Source organism: Penaeicola halotolerans, assembly GCF_016464625.1.
GTDB classification, from domain to species: Bacteria; Bacteroidota; Bacteroidia; order Cytophagales; family Cyclobacteriaceae; genus Penaeicola; species Penaeicola halotolerans.
Genome location: NZ_JAEAGO010000002.1, coordinates 642858 through 663397, shown reverse-complemented (window position 1 = coordinate 663397; position 20540 = coordinate 642858). Strand labels below are relative to the sequence as shown.

At 39.8% G+C, this 20540-nt stretch carries 21 protein-coding genes; 9 read left to right on the top strand and 12 right to left on the bottom strand.

The window, feature by feature from the left end; genetic code table 11:
- The first annotated feature begins 23 nt into the window (after positions 1 to 23).
- From I5349_RS07200 to I5349_RS07190, 3 genes are read left to right on the top strand one after another with little or no spacing between them, the layout of a single operon-like run.
- Positions 24 to 1067: a maleylacetate reductase gene (locus I5349_RS07200; RefSeq protein ID WP_226390069.1), complete on the top strand. Its 1044-nt coding sequence runs from the start codon at positions 24 to 26 to the stop codon at positions 1065 to 1067.
- A 9-nt stretch (positions 1068 to 1076) separates the two neighbouring features.
- Positions 1077 to 1706, top strand: a complete 630-nt coding sequence (locus I5349_RS07195; protein WP_226390068.1) for an alpha/beta hydrolase — start codon at positions 1077 to 1079, stop codon at positions 1704 to 1706.
- Positions 1707 to 1713: 7 nt separating this feature from the next.
- Positions 1714 to 2658: a VOC family protein gene (locus tag I5349_RS07190; protein WP_226390067.1), complete on the top strand. Its 945-nt coding sequence runs from the start codon at positions 1714 to 1716 to the stop codon at positions 2656 to 2658.
- A gap of 25 nt (positions 2659 to 2683) precedes the next feature.
- Here I5349_RS07190 and I5349_RS07185 read toward each other — a convergent pair whose 3' ends face one another.
- From I5349_RS07185 to I5349_RS07145, 9 genes are all read right to left on the bottom strand, one after another.
- Positions 2684 to 3142: a hypothetical protein gene (locus tag I5349_RS07185; protein WP_226390066.1), complete on the bottom strand. Its 459-nt coding sequence runs from the start codon at positions 3140 to 3142 to the stop codon at positions 2684 to 2686.
- 81 nt (positions 3143 to 3223) lie between these two features.
- The gene (gene secDF / locus I5349_RS07180; RefSeq protein ID WP_226390065.1) at positions 3224 to 6169 is read right to left on the bottom strand and encodes a protein translocase subunit SecDF; all 2946 of its coding nucleotides are present in this window, start codon (positions 6167 to 6169) and stop codon (positions 3224 to 3226) included.
- 94 nt (positions 6170 to 6263) lie between these two features.
- On the bottom strand, positions 6264 to 6635 hold the full coding sequence (locus tag I5349_RS07175; RefSeq protein WP_226390064.1) for a hypothetical protein: 372 nt from the start codon (positions 6633 to 6635) through the stop codon (positions 6264 to 6266).
- A gap of 45 nt (positions 6636 to 6680) precedes the next feature.
- The gene (locus I5349_RS07170; RefSeq protein WP_226390063.1) at positions 6681 to 7373 is read right to left on the bottom strand and encodes a potassium channel family protein; all 693 of its coding nucleotides are present in this window, start codon (positions 7371 to 7373) and stop codon (positions 6681 to 6683) included.
- Complete coding sequence (udk, locus tag I5349_RS07165) at positions 7363 to 7992, bottom strand: uridine kinase (RefSeq protein ID WP_226390062.1); 630 nt, start codon at positions 7990 to 7992, stop codon at positions 7363 to 7365. The genes I5349_RS07170 and udk overlap by 11 nt, the downstream gene beginning before the upstream one ends.
- Before the next feature lie 68 nt (positions 7993 to 8060).
- Positions 8061 to 8636, bottom strand: coding sequence for a non-canonical purine NTP diphosphatase (locus tag I5349_RS07160; protein WP_226390158.1), 576 nt, complete (start codon positions 8634 to 8636; stop codon positions 8061 to 8063).
- A 45-nt stretch (positions 8637 to 8681) separates the two neighbouring features.
- Positions 8682 to 9185, bottom strand: a complete 504-nt coding sequence (locus I5349_RS07155; protein WP_226390061.1) for an FKBP-type peptidyl-prolyl cis-trans isomerase — start codon at positions 9183 to 9185, stop codon at positions 8682 to 8684.
- 65 nt (positions 9186 to 9250) lie between these two features.
- Complete coding sequence (locus I5349_RS07150; protein WP_226390060.1) at positions 9251 to 10189, bottom strand: FKBP-type peptidyl-prolyl cis-trans isomerase; 939 nt, start codon at positions 10187 to 10189, stop codon at positions 9251 to 9253.
- A gap of 1 nt (position 10190) precedes the next feature.
- Positions 10191 to 11207: a DHH family phosphoesterase gene (locus I5349_RS07145; RefSeq protein WP_226390059.1), complete on the bottom strand. Its 1017-nt coding sequence runs from the start codon at positions 11205 to 11207 to the stop codon at positions 10191 to 10193.
- Positions 11208 to 11485: 278 nt separating this feature from the next.
- Here I5349_RS07145 and I5349_RS07140 point away from each other — a divergent pair, with 278 nt between their 5' ends.
- Positions 11486 to 11908, top strand: a complete 423-nt coding sequence (locus I5349_RS07140) for a nucleoside-diphosphate kinase (RefSeq protein ID WP_226390058.1) — start codon at positions 11486 to 11488, stop codon at positions 11906 to 11908.
- 49 nt (positions 11909 to 11957) lie between these two features.
- Here the strand turns inward: I5349_RS07140 and I5349_RS07135 are convergent, their stop codons facing one another.
- Positions 11958 to 14132 carry a tetratricopeptide repeat-containing sensor histidine kinase gene (locus tag I5349_RS07135; RefSeq protein WP_226390057.1) on the bottom strand — a complete coding sequence of 725 codons (2175 nt, stop codon included), beginning with the start codon at positions 14130 to 14132 and terminating at the stop codon, positions 11958 to 11960.
- A 146-nt stretch (positions 14133 to 14278) separates the two neighbouring features.
- Between I5349_RS07135 and I5349_RS07130 the strand changes: the two genes are divergently transcribed.
- A complete protein-coding gene (locus I5349_RS07130) occupies positions 14279 to 14857 on the top strand; it encodes a hypothetical protein (RefSeq protein ID WP_226390056.1) in 579 nt (192 codons plus the stop codon).
- On the opposite strand, the gene prmC is transcribed toward I5349_RS07130, so the two are convergent.
- The gene (gene prmC, locus I5349_RS07125) at positions 14849 to 15697 is read right to left on the bottom strand and encodes a peptide chain release factor N(5)-glutamine methyltransferase (RefSeq protein WP_226390055.1); all 849 of its coding nucleotides are present in this window, start codon (positions 15695 to 15697) and stop codon (positions 14849 to 14851) included. The genes I5349_RS07130 and prmC overlap by 9 nt on opposite strands.
- A gap of 87 nt (positions 15698 to 15784) precedes the next feature.
- Between prmC and I5349_RS07120 the strand changes: the two genes are divergently transcribed.
- From I5349_RS07120 to I5349_RS07105, 4 genes are all read left to right on the top strand, one after another.
- The gene (locus I5349_RS07120) at positions 15785 to 16585 is read left to right on the top strand and encodes a DUF4382 domain-containing protein (RefSeq protein ID WP_226390054.1); all 801 of its coding nucleotides are present in this window, start codon (positions 15785 to 15787) and stop codon (positions 16583 to 16585) included.
- Between the two features lie 82 nt (positions 16586 to 16667).
- Positions 16668 to 17702: a bifunctional diaminohydroxyphosphoribosylaminopyrimidine deaminase/5-amino-6-(5-phosphoribosylamino)uracil reductase RibD gene (ribD, locus tag I5349_RS07115; protein WP_226390053.1), complete on the top strand. Its 1035-nt coding sequence runs from the start codon at positions 16668 to 16670 to the stop codon at positions 17700 to 17702.
- A gap of 3 nt (positions 17703 to 17705) precedes the next feature.
- Complete coding sequence (locus I5349_RS07110) at positions 17706 to 18188, top strand: free L-methionine (R)-S-oxide reductase MsrC (RefSeq protein ID WP_226390052.1); 483 nt, start codon at positions 17706 to 17708, stop codon at positions 18186 to 18188.
- 112 nt (positions 18189 to 18300) lie between these two features.
- The gene (locus I5349_RS07105) at positions 18301 to 19470 is read left to right on the top strand and encodes a hypothetical protein (RefSeq protein WP_226390051.1); all 1170 of its coding nucleotides are present in this window, start codon (positions 18301 to 18303) and stop codon (positions 19468 to 19470) included.
- A gap of 27 nt (positions 19471 to 19497) precedes the next feature.
- Here the strand turns inward: I5349_RS07105 and I5349_RS07100 are convergent, their stop codons facing one another.
- The gene (locus I5349_RS07100) at positions 19498 to 20487 is read right to left on the bottom strand and encodes a M20/M25/M40 family metallo-hydrolase (RefSeq protein ID WP_226390050.1); all 990 of its coding nucleotides are present in this window, start codon (positions 20485 to 20487) and stop codon (positions 19498 to 19500) included.
- Positions 20488 to 20540: the final 53 nt, after the last annotated feature.

The window sequence follows — 20540 nt, the reverse complement described above, 5'->3', positions numbered from 1 at the left end:
ATCTCACTAGAAAGTAACAATCTGTGAATTTTAGCTATAAATCATACGCAAGCGAAGTGCTCTTCGGCCGAGACAAGTTCTTAGAACTTCCTACTAGATTAAAGGATGTTGAAAACCTCCTCATCATCGGTTCCAAGCGAGTGGATCCTATAGTAGCTGAACTACAAAGTAAGCTGCCAAAGACTCAAGTCACTCGCATAGATAATATCATTCAGCATGTGCCAGTATCACTCGTAGAAGAAGCCTTACTTCTCCTCAAAGACTCAAAGCCAGACATGATCTTAGCCATAGGAGGAGGATCTGCTATAGGACTTGCTAAAGCCATTGCATTAGAGACTTCACTGCCAATCATCGCAGCGGTGACAACCTACTCAGGATCAGAACAAACTCCGATTTGGGGCAAAAGTACCTCAGAGGGAAAAGTCACTGGAAGAACAGATATCGTACTCCCAAGGTTGGTAATTTACGATCCTAAGCTCACTGCTGAGCTACCTAAACACATCACAGTCACAAGTGCGATGAATGCTATGGCGCATTTAGTAGAAGCGGTTTATGCACCTAGTCGCAATCCTATCACTACGATGCAAGCACTACAAGGCATGAGCACTATCAAGTATGGTCTAGAACGAATCATTGAGTTAGGGCAGCTTGATGATGAGGCAAATGAGGAGCTGCTCTATGGAGCCTATCTAGGAGGGAAATGTTTAGCAGAAGTAGACATGTCGCTCCACCACAAAACTGCTCATGTACTTGGTGGCAAGTATCAACTAGATCATGCCAAAGTGCATACCGTATTACTGCCACATGTACTCGCATACCAATGGCCTTATCTAACAAGTGATATTCAAGCTGATTTTCAGAGCGCTCTAGGAAAAAATCCCTCGCAATACTTAAAATACCTAACTAAAAATGCAGGCGCAGAAACAGATTTGTGCTCTATAGGATTTAAAATAGAGCAAGTGGATGAGGCTGTAACATTAATGCTCTCAAATCCTTATCCTAATGTAGCTCCTCTTTCAGTTGAAAAATTAAAAAAAATGGTTTTAAATGCTTGTAAAAGCTCATAAAAACAAAAAATGGAAAACTTACATCAAATAAAAAATACCGTCTACGCTGGCTGTCCACTAGACAAAGCTAAAAGTGCACTGATCATGGTACATGGTAGAGGCGATAGTTCTGACAAAATGCAAAACCTAGCGGAGATCATCTCTGAAGATCCTGATAGAGCACTGATATTCCCAAAGGCTACCTTTAGCACTTGGTATCCCAAGGGATTCTTAGAAGAGTGGTCTATCAATCAGCCTTGGTTAGATTCTGCGTTGACACTTTTGGATACAATAGTCTCAGAGATCACTGCTGCAGGGGTTAAAAAGGAAAACATCTATTTCTTGGGCTTTTCACAAGGAGCATGTCTTTCTCTAGAGTATGTCACAAGAAATGCCACCAAGTATGCTGGAGTGATGATACTTAGTGGAGGACTAATAGGCCCTCGAGTAGAGCCAAAGAATTATACTGGAGACTTTTCAGGGACACCTATTTTCATGGGATGTAGTGATATAGACCACCACATTCCTGTTCATAGATTAGAGGATTCTGAAAAACAGCTCACTAAAATGGGCGCAAAAGTAAATTTAAAAATCTATCCAGGAATGGATCACATCATCAGCGAAGATGAGATAGAAATAGTAAAAGAAATGCTCAAATAATAAGAAAATGGATATCAAAGGATTAATAAAAGGATTACATCACGTGACTGCTACTGTAGCAGGAGCACAAGAAGACTATGATTTTTACGTAAAGACACTTGGGCTGAGGCTAGTCAAAGAAACTGTGAATTTTGATAATGAAAGCGTTTATCATTTTTATTATGGAAATGAAATAGGCTCTCCTTCAACGATCATGACGACATTTCCCTACGCTGGCCAAGGTGTAAGAAAAGGCGCTATTGGCTCTGGACAGGTAAGTCAGACATCCTTTTCTATACCTATGGGCACTTTGACCTTTTGGAAGGAAAGACTCAAAGCGCAAGGAGTTTCATATAGTACAGAACAGAGATTCGATCAAGAAATCCTAGTATTTGAGGATCCATCTGGGCTTAAGTTGGACATCATGGAAGCTGTAGACGAGCGTACTCCTGTTTGGTCCACTGCTGATATTTCTAAAGAAAATGCCATTCGAGGTATTCATAATGTCACCCTTCTAATCTCTGATATCAAGACTACGATCGGATTTCTAGAGCTATTTGGATATGAAATTAAAAAGCAAGAAGGAGACTTGACATTATTAGAAGCTGGAGATGGAGGCGCAGGCAATACACTCATCGTCAAAGATGGTAAAACAGCCCATCAAGGTGTCAATGGTATCGGCACCGTACACCACGTGGCGCATAGAGTGGCTAGTTTAGCAGACTCATTACGTATCAAAGACTTTTTAGTTAACAACTTAGGCATCATGGCTACCGATGTAAAGGACAGAAAGTATTTTGAATCCATTTATTTCAGAATCCCAGGAGGAGTATTATTTGAAATCGCTACCGAGGGTCCTGGTTTCTTAGTAGATGAAACTAGAGAAGCGATGGGTAATGGCCTCAAACTTCCAGATTGGCAAGAGCCCAATAGAGCCCGCATAGAAGCACAACTTCAGCCTTATATCAAATAAAATCCAAGCGAGTATTCTTAACTGACTACTCGCTTTTTTTGGCTTTTCCTTTTTCAGAAAGCACCCAGCTTTTATCCCTAGTTATTTTTTTGATATAGTCTACCTTTCTAAACCTGATCGCGCTCCAATCTTCATCTATCGCTATCGCCATGACAGGTTCCATATCATAAGGACCTATAGCAGCCCAACCATTATCTCTGTTAAACTCTCCCTTATATTTTTTTGAGGTTCCTTTGGGATATGCATACCATAAGATCGCATCCCCTTTTAACTTAGGACCTACACTGGCTATACTATCAGCCACTTCCTTTAGCTTCATAGCAAATACCAATGCAAACTCAATCTCCTGAACTTCTTTAGGATTTGATTCAACTCTAGCAAAAGCCTTCATTTCCTCCATATTTTCCAAAAAAGAATCAGGTGCATTCATGACCAAAACTGTTTTTTGATCTTTGTATTTGAGCTTTTTAAAAATTGGATTCATTCTTTTTTATTTTAAAAATAAGCATAAAAAAAGACCCTTGACAAATATCAAGGGTCTAAGAATTTTTAATTAAAGCTTGAATCAGCCTTCTTTATCGATCTCTCTTTTCATCAAATCAGCTACTACTGGCGTAGCGATGTAGATCGATGAGTAAGTACCAACTAGAATACCGACTAGTAATGCAAATGAGAAACCTCTCAAAACTTCTCCACCAAATACTAGTAATATCACCACTACGATCAATGTTGTAAATGACGTGACCAATGTTCTTGTAAGCGTTTGATTGATTGAATCATTGAAGACTTTGAGTAGTTTGTGCGTACCTCTTGCGGCAAAGTTTTCTCTCATACGGTCAAACACAATCACTGTATCGTTGATTGAGTAACCAATGATGGTCAACATGGCTGCCATAAATACTTGGTCAACTTCGAAATTCATACCCAACACACCTGCGATAGCAAAAGCAGCCAATACAAATAGGGCATCGTGCGCTAGAGCGATGATTGCTCCTAATGAATACTGCCACTTTCTAAATCTCAATAAGATGTACATGAAAATGATCAAAAGTGAGAATCCAATCGCTTGATAAGAAGAGTTCTTGATATCATCCGCTACAGTAGCACCTACTTTAGAAGTACCTGTGATCGCAAACTGACCATCTGCAGGAGCATTTTTACCAACATACTCTTTACCAGTGATCGCTTTGATACCTTCGATCACCTTTTCTTCTACTTCAGCATTTGCCTCATCAGAATCTTCATCTACTCTATATGAAGTCGTTACCTTAAGGATATTATTTGATCCGTAAGTTTTCACCTCTGTAGATCCGTCAAACTCAGCGTCTAGATTTACCTTGATATCAGAAGCCACCATCGGCTCATTGAACTCTACGATATATGATCTACCACCTGTAAAGTCTACACCAAACTTAAGTCCAGTAGTCGCCATGATAGCGATACCTACAGCAATAATTGCAGTAGAGATGATATAAGCCACTTTTCTCTTAGACATGAAATCCAAGTTCAAATCTTTGAAGGCAGACTTAGACAAACCTGTCTCAAATGAAATTTTGCTCTGATCACCTTTTTTGCTCAACCAGTAGACGATCACTCTTGTGATGAATACTGCTGAGAAGAAAGATGAAGCAATACCAATCATCAAAGTGATCGCAAAACCTTTGACTGGTCCTTGACCTAAAGCATAGAGAACAGCTCCCGTCAAGAAAGTCGTAGCATTCGAGTCAACGATAGAGCTGAAAGCTTTGTCATAACCTGCGCTGATCGCTGCAAGTAATTTATTACCATTGCGCATCTCTTCTCTGATACGTTCAAAGATAAGCACGTTAGCATCGATAGACATACCGATTGTCAATACGATACCCGCGATACCTGGCAAAGTCAAGGCTGAACCCAGCTGCGCCAAAATACCTAAGATGAAGAAGATATTAAATAACAAAGCAGCGTTTGCAATCAAACCACCTTTAGCATAGTAAGCGATCATGAAAAGCACCACAATAGCCAAACCTCCAAGCATTGAGTTGATACCTTGAGCTTGAGCTTCTTTACCTAAAGTAGGACCTACGAAAGCTTCTTCTACAATCTGTGTAGGTGCTGGAAGTGCACCAGCCTTGAGGATATTAGCTAAATCTTTAGCTTCTTCTAATGTAAAGTTACCAGTGATTTGAGATATCCCGTTTGGAATCTCTCCTTGAACAGTTGGTGCCGTATATACATAGTCATCTAAGACGATAGCTATACTTTTACCTACACTTTCACCAGTGATCTTTCTCCAAGCTTTAGACCCAGTGGCGTTCATCTGCATGCTGACAGCAGGTCTTGATGACTGATCTAATACTTGAGTCGCATTAGTCACAACATCACCTTCCAACAATGCTTTACCAGACCTATTGTACCTGATAGCAAATAGCTGTAAAAGTTCAGTACCATCATCAGCCTTGATAGGCTTTACAGACCATAAGAACTTCAAGTTGGCTGGAAGAAGTGCCTTTACTTCATCCTTTGCCAAAATTCTATTGATTTGAACAGTATCTCTCAAACTATAAACAAGACCGAAATCCGCTTTTAGTAATGAGAATATAGGTGACACATCGTTATTTGTCGTGGCAGAATCTCCTTCTGCCTGAGCTAACTGCTCCTCTAGTGATGTAGCAGTAGAATCAGTAGATGTATTAGCCTCAGTTGCTTCATTAGTACTTGAATTACTAGCCTCTGCTTTTTGTTGAGCGACAAGTAGCGAATTGATTGCTTCGAGAGAGCCACTATATTCACCGATCTCTAGGACTTCCCAGAACTGAAGCTGTGCAGTACCCTGAAGTAGTTTTCTTACACGCTCTTGATTGTCCACACCAGGGAGTTCTACTTGGATACGACCAGTACCCTGAATACGCTGGATGTTTGGCTGAGAAGTACCAAATCTATCTACCCTTGTTCTGAGGATGTTGAATGATCTATCGATCGCATTTTCGATTTCTGTATCGATAAGTTTTAGCACATCTGCATCAGAAGTCTCAGAGCTCACTTTATTTCTATTTGCCGCAGTAGCAAATATGCTGCTTAGTTTAGTATCAGGACTATTTTTCTGAAAAGCATCATAAAAAAGATCGACAAACTTATCGTTTGACGTTCTTGCTGCTATTTGCGCCTCCTCTAAAGATTTGATGAAAGCTGGGTTATTTGAGTTGCCAGAAAGACCTTTGACAATTTCTACTGGAGAGACAGCCAATGTCACCTGCATACCACCTTGAAGGTCAAGTCCGAGTCCTAGCTCCGTCTCTTTGATCTCTTGATAAGTGAAATCATATAACCCTAAGAAGTTATACACAGGCTCTCTATAAATAGAGTCTAAATAGCCTTGTCTTTTATCAAAGTCTACATTGCCATTAGCATCAGTAGCATAGGCGGTAGCTTCTTTTTGGATGTTGTTTGACACCCAAGTAAAGTGAAGGTAATACAAACAAAAAGCTGTAATGATTACCGTCAGGAAAACAATTATTCCTTTGTTACGCATGGTTGAAATAAATTATAATTGATTGAAAATAATACACAAGAAAGCAGCTCTAGTCAAGAATTCTAGAGAGCTGATTGATAAAAGGCAATTTTACTCAGGGAGCATTAGGGGATATGATCTGTCTCAGTAGGACTTTTGTAAAATGGGCCAAGTCGGGCTTCACTGAAACACTCTCAAAAGACATGATGTCCTTTGGTACAAAAAGTTCATAAATAAAATAGAGCACTTGCTCTGCTGCTTGCACAGCAAATGGCACGACCGCATCTATACTTATGCTGAAGTAAGTTTTTTCACTGTCTTGGCTATCTTGATTTTCTGCTGCACTTGTTTGCTGTACAGGAGTGCTTTCTGATAGATTGACATTTGCGAACTGAGACTCGTGGACAGATACGAGCGCACAAAAAGCTGCTGCCAATAAGAGCATCAGTCTTTGCTTGATCATCGATATTTTATCTGCCTTTTTCATGTTCTACCACAAAAGTAACTATTGACAAGAGATAAACAAACAAGATTATTTGTTTACATCAAAAAACTTCTCAAAGTCTATTTCTTTTCCCATCAAGAGTAGTTGATCTCCTTTGAGAAGCTCTGAGTCTGGTTTAGGCACTCCTATCACATGCTCTACCTCTACTTCTTCCCCATCTTTGACTTCTACAAACTTTCTTTTGACAGTGATCAGGTTGATATTATAGTTTTCTCTGAGCTTGATTTCTCTGACTCTAGCACCTATCAGGCTAGTAGGCAAGGTCACTTCTATGATCTGATAAGTATCTGGTAACTTGAGGTAGGACTTGAGATCAGGGTTGAGGAGCATCTCCGCTACAGACTCTCCGATAGTACCTTCTGGCGATAGTATCTCTTTGACACCAAGCTTTTCTAGAATGATTCTCTGACGCTCATTAGCAGCTCTAGCGATGACTCTTTTTACTCCTAGTTCTATAAGCAGTACAGTAGTCATGAGAAGCCCTTCAAAGTTTTCACCGATCGCCACCACCACTGCATCAAAATCTGTGATATTCTGAGCTTTGATCGCTTTGATATCAGTAGCATCTAAAGCTACTGCATAGGCCACGTCATCTTTGATAGACTCTACCTCATGGATATCATGGTCTATCGCGAGGATTTCAGCCCCTTTATTGGCTAAGCTCTTGGCAATAGACTTACCAAAAAGTCCCAGGCCGATGACAGCAAATTTATTGGTCATGAGTTTTGATCTTATTTTTGAGAAAAACGGTCACCATATTAAGTGCATTCTCAAAGTGTGTATTATTAGGGACTATGATATCCGCATAATGTTTAAATGGCTCAATATACTTCTCATAAGTAGGCATCACATGATTTTCATATCTATATAAAACATCATCTAAGCCATAGCCTCTTTCCTCATTGTCGCGAATGATTCTTCTCTTTAGCCTGATGTAATCCTTGGCATCGATGAAAACTTTCAAATCGAGAAGCTCTTCTAATTCTGGGTAGTAAAACACAAATATCCCCTCCACTACGATGATCGGAGCTGGCTTGAACTCGAGCATCTCAGGCACTTTATTCGGATTATTGAAGGTATATTCTTGTCTAAAGACTGATTTTCCCTCTTTGAGATGAGTGATATCTTGAGCATACTGTTCAAAGTCTATAGAATTGGGCGTATCAAAATTATAGATACCCTTATCATCTATAGGCTGTAGATTTCGTGGCTTGTAATAGTTGTCTTGAGAGATAAGAGTGATTTCTTTCTCAGAAAATGCGCTGAGGAGTTTTTTGAGAAATAATGTTTTACCAGATGCGCTTCCTCCAGTAATACCCACGATATAAGGTTTGCTCATGGGAGACAAAATTAAGCATTTTCAGAGATAAATTGGCAACGATGTCCTTTTAGATAGTGTGTATTTTGTCAGAGACCCTTCAGGTACTTGATAAGTTGCTGCACAGCTATACCTCTATGCGAGATTTTATTTTTCTCAGACATGCTCATTTGTGCAAAACTGATATCATAGCCAAGCGGCTGAAATATGGGGTCATAACCAAAGCCCCCTACACCAGTTCTACCTTTCAGAATTTGCCCCTCGACTATTCCAGTGAAGGTTTTCACTTGTCCATTAATGATAAGTGTAATGACTGTTTTGAACCTAGCTTTTCTATTTCTGTGTGGAGATAGATTTTTCAAGAGCAAATCGATATTGTTCTCATCACTGCGCGGCTCTCCTGCGTATCTGCCGGAGTAAACACCTGGTGCACCACCGAGCGCTTCTACCTCTAAGCCTGTATCATCAGCGAAACAATTAATTTTATAATGCTCATGCACATAAGTTGCCTTCTGCAATGAATTGCCCTCTATGGTCTCCTGAGTCTCAGGCAACTCCTCGATACAGTCAATATCCTCAAGTGAACGAATTAATATTTCCTCACCTATCGCTGCTTGGATTTCGGCTAGCTTTTTAGCGTTATTAGTAGCAAAACAAATTTCCATCATGCTCAAAAATAACAAAAGCTCCTGATCAGGAGCTTTTGAATTTTAAATATTACTTGATGACTTTGAAATAAAATTAACCTCAAATCTTAAAGGTGTGTTAGGAGGGATGCTACTACTTCCTTGGCGTCCGTATGCAAATTGGCTAGGTATGAGCAGTATAGCTCTAGTTCCAACTGTAAGTTCGGAAAATGCTATACTCCAACCTGCAATAACTCCGCCTCCTAAATTAAATCTAAAGGGATTGCCAGTACCAGGATTCGAGCTATCAAAAACTGTTCCTGACAAAAATCTGCCAGTATAATGAGTAGTAATCTGATCTCCTAAAGCTGGTTTTTCTGCACCTGATCTCTCCTCAGTAACAAAGATTCTAACACCATTTTCAAGATTAATCCATCTCCTATTTTTTGTTTCCTCTACGCCATCTACCGTTATCGTATATTCGATCTCTTCATACGTAGCTGGGTTAGCGGCTATATGCGCATCGATGGCAGCGATATCAGCTTCTAACTGAGCTACAGCATCGAAATCGTCTTCATTATTATTCATACATGATGATAACAATAAAGTCAAAGAAAAAAGAGTTGTTGTTAATCTAATTAAATTTTTCATTTTTACTTTATTTCTAAAAGTTCTACGTCAAAAACCAAAATTGAGTTTGCTTTGATGACTTCAGATCTTGCTCTGCTACCATAGGCAAGTGTAGATGGAATGTAGAGTTTCGCCTTAGCTCCTTTGTTCAATGCTGCCAAACCTTCATCCCAACCTTTAATCACCATACCCGCTCCAAGCTGAAATGTAAACGGCTCATAGTTCCTGCCTTCCATAAAGACATTATTTTCTTTAGCTTTTTCTGCATCGTTGGTGTCAAATACGGCTCCATCAAGTAGGGTTCCAAAGTAATTAACACTTACCTCTTGACCAGCTTGAGCGTTTTCACCAGTACCTGCTTGCTCTATCACTACACGCACACCAGACTCGGTGATCACAGTTGGCTCCAGGCCTTTTTCTGCTAGAAAAGCGTCTATTGTCTTAACATCCTTTTCGAAAGTAACCTTACTGTTTTCTTCCTCTATTCTCGCAGACTCTTCATTGAACTTTCTCATCCAATCACTCAACTCTGTTTGATCTTTTAGTACTGCTAAAACACCAATAGAAATTTGTAGTTGATCATCCTCTTGCATAAACGGAGGAATGCCCATTCCATTCGAATAAAGCTGAGCAGCAGTCAAGTTAACGACAATGCTATCTCCATTTTTCAATACTCTGATGATCTCACCAACACCTACCTCTTGAGCCATCAAAGAATCAACAAATTGATAATATTGTGGCGTTCTATCAACATATGAGTCTACTATCGTGGAGTCTTCATCATTTCTCATACTGAAGTTGTAGATCACAAATTCTCCATCTTTAGGAGCTTGATCACCCTCTTCTATGTAAGTATACTTGATACCATCAGAAGTTTCGGCAGTCTTCTTACCACAAGACGTAAGCGCTAGTGTACCTGCTACAAGCGCCAGTGTAAATAGTTTAATTGTCGTTTTGGTCATTTTATTTTTGGTTATAAAGTTCTTCTTTTTTCTCCGCTAAAAGCTGCTCAAATCTATCTGTAGTCTCTTTTAGCCCTAGGTATGATTTTCCACCTGAGGCATTTTTGTGTCCGCCTCCATCGAAAAATTCCGCAGCAAACTTATTAACAGCTACATCTTCCACTGATCTAAAAGATATCTTAATAGCATCTTCTCTTTCTGTAAAAAGAGCCGCTATTTTGATTCCTTCTAGGGACAAGGCATAATTGACAATGCCTTCTGTATCTCCAGTTTTAGAGTGATATTTCTCTAAATCTTCCTTGGTAATAGCAAAATATGCCGCCTGCAAATGTGGCAAAATTACCAGACGTTCGCTTAAAGCGAAGCCAATAAATTTTAACCTATTTACAGAGTTGGTATCATAAATCATCCGAGTCACTCTTGAGCCATCAGCTCCAAGATCAATCAGTTCTGCCACCACAAGGTGTACATTCTTTGTAGTATTTGGATGTCTAAATCCTCCAGTGTCTGTCATGATACCCGCATAGAGACACTCTGCCATTTCTTTATCGATGAGATCTTTATCACCCATATCTACGATGAGCTGATAGACTAGCTCACAAGTAGCAGCGGCTGCAGTGTCCCATACTCTGATATCAGCAAAATCTTTGGGATCTTGATGATGATCAATGTTTACTTTGTAGGCCTTTGATCGCTGGACAAGCTCTCCGAGGTCATTGATCCTGCTTAGACATGAGAAGTCGGTAGCGAAGATCATATCCGCAGTAGCGACTAGTTCAGCTGATTTTTGAGGATACTCTTCATAGTTGATGACGGTGTCATTGCCCTTCATCCAGTACAAAAACGCAGGGTAATCAGAGGGAGTGATGACTGTCACTTTATGGCCTTTCTTATCAAGATATGCTTTAAGTCCAAGGGAAGAGCCCAGTGCATCTGCATCAGGTTTGTGATGGGTAGTGATGACTATTTTTTGCTTTGGGCCGTTGATTTTCGATTTGAAATCTTCGAGTTGTTGCATTAGAAATTTTTTTACCCTTTTGCTAAAGTGATTTTTTCAAAAGGTAAGACGCAAAGGTCTGCATTAATTTTGAATTTACAAATGCTTTATTCAAGTGTCTGTAAACCTGAATCTTCACAGTTTCTATCCTGAATCAAGCTTCCTATGAATCAATTGTTAGCTCAAAGTGTTTTATCTATCAAAAATCTTAGCAATCAATTAAATGAAGGGAATGTTCGCTTTTCTATGATTTGTTGTAATTTTGCACCCAAATTAGAAATTAAATCAAAAGTAAGAATATGGCAACTAACAGAACATTCACGATGATTAAGCCTGATGCATTTGGAGCGGGCAATTCAGGAGCGATCTTGAAGATGATCGAAGAGGCAGGCTTTAAAATCGTAGCATTAAAGGCCACTAAACTGACTAAAGAGGTAGCAGGTAAATTTTATGAAGTACATAGTGCAAGACCTTTTTATGGTGAGCTTTGTGACTTCATGTCTTCAGGACCTATCATCGCAGCGATCTTAGAAAAAGAAAATGCAGTGGCTGACTTCAGAACACTTATCGGTGCAACTAATCCAAAAGAAGCTGCCCCTGGTACAATTCGCAACTTATTTGCTAAGTCTATCGATGCCAATGCAGTACATGGATCTGACTCAGATGAGAATGCTGCTATTGAAGGCAACTTCTTCTTCTCACAATTTGAGAGGATTGCTTAATAAGAAGAAAATGATTTCGAAAAGGGTGCTTGTGACTAGGCACCCTTTTTTATTTAGGAAGTGTAAAGCAAAATATACTTCCTCCTGTTGGATTTTTTTCAATGGAGAGACTGCCCCCATTGTTTTCTATAAAACCTCTACTAAGCTGGATACCTAAGCCAGTTCCCTTTTCACCTAAAGTCCCCTGTGTAGAAAAATGGTCATTTTTCATGATTTTTTCTAAGGACTCTTGAGTAATGCCCACTCCAGTATCTTTGATGCAGACTTTGATGTGGGTCTCTAACTTCACATAGGATATGGTGATTTGACCATGCTCAGGGGTAAACTTGATGGCATTGCTAAGCAGGTTTCTAAAGACTATTTTAATTTGATTTTCATCCGCTTTGACGACCACCGTTTCCGATATTTCATTGATCACAAGGATCTGCTTAGTTTCTGAGATAGGAGCATATAGTCTGATCGTCTCTTCAATCAAATGATCAAGTTTGAAGAAAACTTTCTCTGTATTGACTCCTTGCATCTGGATCTTAGCCCAATGCAGAAGGTTATCCATCATCTTATAAGTACTATCTGTCTCCACGTGTAGCTTGTTGAGGATGAGTTCTAGTTCCTCTTCGGTAAAACCTCCGTCCTTCAGCACTTCTATGAAGCCTTTGATAGAGGCAATGGGTGCCCTGAGGTCATGGCTGATGATCGAAAAGAGCTTATCTTTAGCAGCATTTACTTCTTTTAACCTCAATTGCTGGTCCTCTAAAAGTTCGTTTTGAGCGGCTATTTCATCATTTCGAAGAGCCAACTTCTTGTTAGCTTTCTCTTTTGACTTAGAGTATCTATATAAAATATAAGTTGTCAGTATGAGTAAAAAGGCGATTAAGATAATACCGATCAGGGTGTTATTTTTATTTTCAATCTTTGCTTCTTGCTCACTTTTCTGGAGTTTGAGCAACTCATTTTCAGATTCTGCTTGATCCAGCTCATACTGTGTTCGAAGCGTTAGTAACTTATCAGCGTTTCTTTGCTTTTCGATTGAGTCTGCATAGACTTTTACTTGTTCCAGATTAGCGAGGGCCTTAGCATAATCTCCACTGGCCTTATATGATTTATACAAACTTTCGTACGACTCTAGCAAAAAATCTATCGTACCCATCTGCTGAGCAAGGGCTAATTGCGCTTCGCTATACTTAAGTGCCAGATTTGGTTTTTTCTCCTGTAAGTAAAGTACTACTAATCCTGAATTACCAAAATACTTGCCAATGAGTAAATTACCTTTTTCACTCATTTCTAGCGTCTCATCATAGTATTGCTTGGCTAGTTCATTCTTCCCTAAAGCCAGATGAACTTGTGCCATATTAAATGCCCCATTGGCTATCGCACGTGGATTATTAGATGCTTTTTGAATGTCGTATCCCTTTTTCGTGTATTCTAGTGAACGCTCATATGCTGTGGCATTTTCTCTTAGTAATATCCCATAGTTTACATAATTCATCGATAGAGAAGCTAATTGTTCCAATTCTTCGTTGATTGCTATCGCTCTAAGGTAGTGCTCTTCAGCCTTTTCAAAGTCTTTAAACGCTTTTCTGTACAATTCCCCCAGGTTATTAAGCACCTGTACTTCATTGTACTTATCTTCTTTATCTTCAAAGTATTTGAGAGTTGAGAGATATTTTTCCAGTGCAATTTCTGGGTTAATATCATCATAAAGGTTGCCCAAGCTAAGATCTAGAGCCGACTGTAAAAAGGGATTTTTTTCCTCGTCTAATATCCTCTGCGTCTTATTATAGTAATAAACAGCACTATCAAAGTTACCCGAAAGTGCAAAAACATCTCCTGACTTTAGCGCTGACTCTGCTTTGGTAGCCTTTCCTTCATCTGTATCCTTGAGCACACTATCTACAGACCTAAAGTCCGCCAATGCTCCTCCAAAGTCCCCAGAGCGCATCTTGATGTATCCATGCATGAAGTTAATCTCGGCTTGGAGTCTTTTATTTCTCAGTTCTTCTGCTAGGTTTTGGGCTTCTTTGAGAGATTCTCTAGCGGCAGCCCCTTGATCTACTTTGAGCTGAGCCCTTGCTAATTTGACAAGAGTAGATAACCTTTCTCCTTTACCAATATCATCTTTGAGAACTTGAGAAAGACTGTCTATTTGATTTAAATCCCAGTTCTGAGCACGTGCACTCGTGATAAATAAGAAAATGATAGAAATAACAGCAATGGCTCTCAACATGGTAAAGGTAGGATGGGAATGTTCTTAAATCTGACCTATAAATATGAAAAAATTAATGATCAAGTCATGCACCATTCATACTTTTATTCTAGTACAGTCATAGGAAATTGAAAAAAATGTACTTTTTTTAACAAAAAGAAAATCTGATGTCTTCACACCACTTTGTCAGAGACGAACAAGAGCCCGCAATACTTATTTTAGACACTGTAAGCTTTGAGTTGATCGGCCCACTACTAGAGTGGGTGCCTACGGTGATTGTAGATGTTGCTCAGTTACCACTTGCACTATCATGGGGCATCAAGATTGACATTGTACTCCTAGATGAAGTACCTACTGATGAGCTCATCACGCAACTCATGCATCAAGCGCCCTATCAGTTGATCGTCAAACAAACTGATAAGACAGCTCTAGAGACAGGTCTAGAAATATTAAAATCTACCCATCACCATGCTGTCAATGTCATTCTGCCAGAATTTGTCCCAAAACGCATCCCATTGGAATCTCTTCATACGATCAATATAGTGTGTTTTGCGGCTGGCTGGAGATATTACTATAGTCGCTCAAACACGCTGAAAAAATGGTTTCTTGCTCAGACTGAACTCCGATTTTTCGATCAAGTAAGTATCAAAGACCCTCATGGAGATAATGTTGAAAAAATCAGTCAAGAAGGACTTCATGTGCTATGTGCGCAATCCCCCTTTTGGATAGGTGAACGCTTACACTAAACTAGCGATCGCAAACCTCATCTTATCTCTAAAGTCCTTTTCAATCCGCACTTCCTGAAAACCCTCCTCTAAAAGTAACTTTTCCATTTCTTTTCCGAACACTTCATTGATCTCAAAATAAAGTTTACCACCTGATTTCAGTGCTGCCTTAGATTTGCTTGCGATAACCCTGTAAAATAGGAGTGGATCCTCATCTGGGACAAATAAAGCTAACTCAGGTTCGTGATCGAGTACATTGACTTGCATGGATTGCTTCTCTGAATTACGAACATAGGGAGGATTACTGATGACAATGTCTAAGTTTTTGAATGGAATCTCTTCTGCTAAAATATCTAGTCTGCTAAAAGCTACAGTGGCACCAAGTAGATCATTATTTTCTTTAGCGATCATCAAAGCCTCCTCACTGATATCCACGGCATAGACAGTCGCTGAGGGCTTAGCAATTGATAGCGAAACAGGTATACAACCACTACCTGTACCAATGTCCAAAACCCGGAGATCAGCTTGAGCGTTTTCCTTGAGTATCCACTGAACTAGCTCTTCAGTCTCTGGTCTAGGAATGAGCACACCAGGTCTCACATTAAACTCATGAGATAAAAAAGGTGCTTTACCTAACACATATTGGACTGGCTCCTGCCTAAGTAGTCGTGCTATACTTTCTTCTAACTTATGCTGTTGTGCTGCATTTAGTTCATAAGTTAGATTAAGCAAAATGTCCATTCTTTTCAGCTCCAAAATCTCTTCTATTAACCACATAGATAGGCTTTCAGCTTCATCAGATTGATACACACTTACCAATCTTTCCTTCACATCGCGCAAGATCTCTTGGGTAGCTTTCATAGTAGCTACAAAGATAGAATTTTATTGATATAAGAATTTGGCATTGATTTTGAAACTTCAAGACTCAACCAAAACCAAATATTAATCATGAAGAAGTCATTTTTATTTGTAGCGCTTCTTGCGCTAGCATTCGGATTTACAGCATGTAATGATGATGCCCCAGAAGAAGGCAATGCTCGCCTTTCGATCAAACTTACTGATGCGCCAGCTGACTATGAAGAAGTCTGGATAGACATCGTAGACATCCAAGTAAAATCTACTACTGAAGAGGGAGAGAATGGATGGACTTCACTAGACAATGTCCAAGCAGGTCAGTACGACTTATTAAAACTGACGGCTGGTGTGGATACATTGCTTACAGAAGTGGATCTGCCAGCAGGTAGAATCGGTCAAATCAGACTAATCTTAGGATCTGAAAACTATGTCACTATAGATGGTGAGCAAATTCGTCTTACTACACCAAGCGCACATCAATCTGGCTTGAAACTTTTAGTCAATGAAACTCTAGAAGCAGGTAGAGTATATGAGTTTCTTTTGGACTTTGATGCTGCCAGATCAGTGGTGAAAGCTGGCAACTCAGGTCAGTACATACTCAAACCAACTATCAAAGTGATCACTTCTATCAGCGAAGAAGCTGTGATATCTGGCGCTATAGACCCTGCTGATCTACAAGCTGTAGTTTATGGTATCATAGATGAAGACACTGTCAGCGCTTATCCAAATGCTGGTGGAATCTACTATCTGAGAGGACTAGAGGCTCCAGCAACGTATCGTGTAGTGATCGTTCCAGCAGAAGAAACAGGCTTCGAAGCTGTGACGATAGAAGGTGTCGAAACTGAAGTAGGCGAAATCACTACAGTAGAAACTGTAGCATTCGGAAACGAATAAACCATCCTAAACCAAACCATTTAAGAGGAGAAGGCTATTAGCTTTCTCCTTTTTTATTGATTTTAGTGTTTACCTTTACGTCATGAGTTTTGACCCGATGGACATAAAATATATGCAGCGTGCCCTACAGCTCGCAGCTTTAGGGAGAGGAAAAGTAAGCCCTAATCCAATGGTTGGATGTGTGATCGTACATCAAAATCAAATCATAGGAGAAGGATATCATCAAGTATATGGTGGGCCACACGCAGAAGTAAATGCTGTCAATGCTATCAAAGATCCATCTTTGCTATCTCAAGCAACTGTCTATGTCACGCTAGAGCCATGTGCTCACTTTGGTAAAACTCCTCCCTGCGCTGACTTATTAGTCAAACATAAAGTCAAAAAAGTAATGATAGCAGCCACCGATAGCAATCCACTCGTAGGTGGGAAGGGCATCGAAAAACTAAAACTTGCAGACATTGAAGTTGAGTTAGGTGTGCTAAATGATGAAGCCAGATCACTCAACAGAAGATTTTTTAATCAAATAGAAAGAAATAGACCATATGTCATCCTAAAATGGGCAGAGACTCAAGACGGCTTTATTGCCAGAAAGGACTTTGATAGTAAGTGGATCAGTAATCCTCAAGCCAGACAGCTCGTACACAAATGGCGTGCGGAAGAAGATGCTATCATGGTAGGTACTCGAACTGCTCAGCATGATAATCCTAAACTTAATGTAAGGGATTGGAAAGGAAAGAATCCTTTAAGAATAGTCATTGACAAATATTTGAAATTAGAACCCCAACTCTCCTTATTTGATCAGACGCAGCCCACTATTTGCTACAATCTGATAAAAACCTCCCAAAAAGAAAACTTAGACTATGTAAAACTCGAAGAGGGAGAGCTGATTCCACAAATTTTGGCTGACCTTCATAAAAGAAAAGTACAATCTGTGATCATAGAGGGAGGCGCAGTACTTTTACAAAAATTTATCAATGACGAACTTTGGGATGAAGCACGTGTGTTTACAGGTCAATCCATTTTTAAAGAGGGCATAGCTTCACCTAGGCTCAATATTGCGCCATCAGAACAAGTGGACATTTTGGGGGATACCCTAAGCATATATTATAATCAATAAATCATGGCAGAATCACTTTATATACCAAATACAGTCAGCAAAGCTGAAAAATACGAGGCGCTACTTCCACAAATCGAAGGCCTGATCATGGGTGAACCAGATGTAGTAGCTAATTTATCCAATATAGCAGCAGCATTGAGACAAGCTATGGGCTTCTTTTGGGTGGGTTTTTATATTGTCAAACAAGAGGAGCTGGTGCTTGGGCCATTCCAAGGACCGATCGCTTGCACACGCATTCGAAAAGGAAAAGGAGTCTGTGGGACAGCATGGTCTGAAGGTAAAACTCAGCTAGTTCCCGATGTTGATGCATTCCCAGGCCATATTGCCTGTAGTTCTGATAGCAAATCTGAGATCGTGGTACCTGGATTCAAAAATGGTGAAGTAGCTATCGTGCTAGATGTAGACAGTGACCAGCTTGCAGACTTTGACGAAACTGATCAGGAGTATCTAGAGCAATTGATGCGAAGCATAGAGAAATTTTTGTAGTGCTAAAGCCGACCTTGGAGTCGGTTTTTTTGTCAAGTCTACTAAATATTTAGTCGATCTCTTTGATTATCTATTTATTATTAATTTCTTAGTTGAAAAATCAAAAGCGACTATGAAATACATTCAACTAGCTGCTATTCTGACGGCTACCCTAGCGATAGCTTGTACCAGTTCAGAAGAACAAAAAGATTCTTCTGCAGATCAAGCATCAGCGTATTCACTCATCCCTATTGATTCATTTCGCATAGAGCGGCTTACTAGAGTCACTATCACAGATTACAGCCCAGAGGAAAAGATTTTCCTAGGACACCTATCCATAGCTGATACGCTGATGGAAATCAGTGAGCAAGGAGAAGTGCTGAAATCAGTTTATAGAAAAGGAGATGGCCCTGACACTTATGGACCAAGGGCTCTCTTAGGATTAGGTTTTGGGGAAAATGGAGAGCGAATCGTAGAGCCTTCCATGGGTTGGGCTAGATATGATCAAAACTGGAACTTGATTGACAAAAGCATCGTCAGAGGCCCTCTCCCTGTCATGACATTTGCTCCGCTGGGCCGTACACAATATTATATGCAAGATGACGTGCCCGTATATATCGTAGGGCCTACTGCCTACATATCTGCGCACCATATCGCACAAGTACCTGTAATGAAGGATACACTCAAAAGCCTCCATACCTTCAAGCAAGATGATAAAACACAAGGTTCTATCATCCCCTATGACCTAGCTGGCTACAGCCCTGAATCGAAGACTTTTTATCCTGAGGTGATGGGGAAAAGATTTTTTATAGCTGATCAAAAACTCTATCTGCTTCATGAAGTGGGACAAGAGATCCAAGTCTATGACATTACTAATGACTTTGCCCTAAGTGAAAAAATACCTGTCAACTATGAAGACTTCAAAAGACTAGACCCAATCTCTATCGAGACCCCATCAGAAGATCCTGCGATGAAAGCTTTCAATTATATAGCTGGACGCAATAAAAGCTTTATTGATCTTGGAAATGGCTTTTGGTTGCTAGAGTATTATACTGGCATCAGTGAAAGTACCTTTGAAGCAAAGGTAGCCATCGATGAGTCGTACGACCCTAAAAATGATCCAGAGAACTTGAGAATGCTTCTCTTTAAAGATGGAAAGCAACTAGATGGCACCCTCCCATTACTTTCAAAAGATATGCTAGTAACTATGGGAGATGGTCGACTACTTGTCAGAAGACCTGCCTCCACAGAAGTGGAGGAGGAGTTCACAGACTTTGTTATCTACAAATTAGCCACACAATGAAAAAGGAGCCATTTGGCTCCTTTTCTTTTACTTTCCAGCATATCTGCTAAACTCATCACTTGTCCATTTGATTTGAGCTGGCCTATTGGCTATATCTAGAGATACTTTCGAAATCATATTGACAAATGATGTCATGTTTTCAAAATCTACGATATCCACTTGGTCGTTTGGCCTATGATAGTGACTCTCAGTTCCCCAAGTACAAAGTGTATGTGCAGGGATTCCATATTTCATATCACCTTCTATTTTCATGCTTACAAAAGAAGCATTATCTGATCTATAGAATAGTTGCATCTCTCTAAAGGGGTCATCGATCAACTCCCAATCAGTACCATTAAGGGATGATCTGATCACTGTAGCTAGATCAGAATAAGTGTCACCTGTGAGATAAAACTTACGTTTACCGAGCTTTTCAGAGTGAGCCACCATCTCAAAGTTGAGGTTCACATTAGTCTTCTCTAGTGGATATACTGGATTATTTGCATAGTATTTAGAGCCTTGTAGTCCCATCTCTTCACCAGTAAAAGCCACAAAGATGATCGAACGCTTAGGTTGAATCCCTTGCTTTTTGAAATTATGCATCATCGTCAACATAGCGACTACTCCAGAGGCATTATCATCAGCACCATTATTGATAGAATCGCCATTCACCGCTCTACTGATCCCTATATGATCAAAGTGTGCTGTGACAAGGATATATTCATCTTTCAATGCAGGGTCACTTCCTTCCAATAGTCCCACTACATTTCGATCTATGATTTTTTCACCTTGGCGATTGCTAAATGACACTGGCTGGAAATAATTATCCTGCCCTGGGATCATTTTCAATCCTGCAGCTTCATAGTGTGAGGCGATATACTGTGCTGCCTGAAGCATCTGATAGGTACCACTTTTGCGACCTTTCATCTCATCTGAAGAAAGGATACTAAGCCACTCTTTTACCTCCTCTTGACTAGTTTGCGCTTGGCTAATAAATCCCGCACAGATAAAGGCTAATGCTAAAAATATTTTTTTCATGTGTTCTTTTTTATTTATCTAAACTTAAAGCTAACCTCTATTTTTTGAATTTA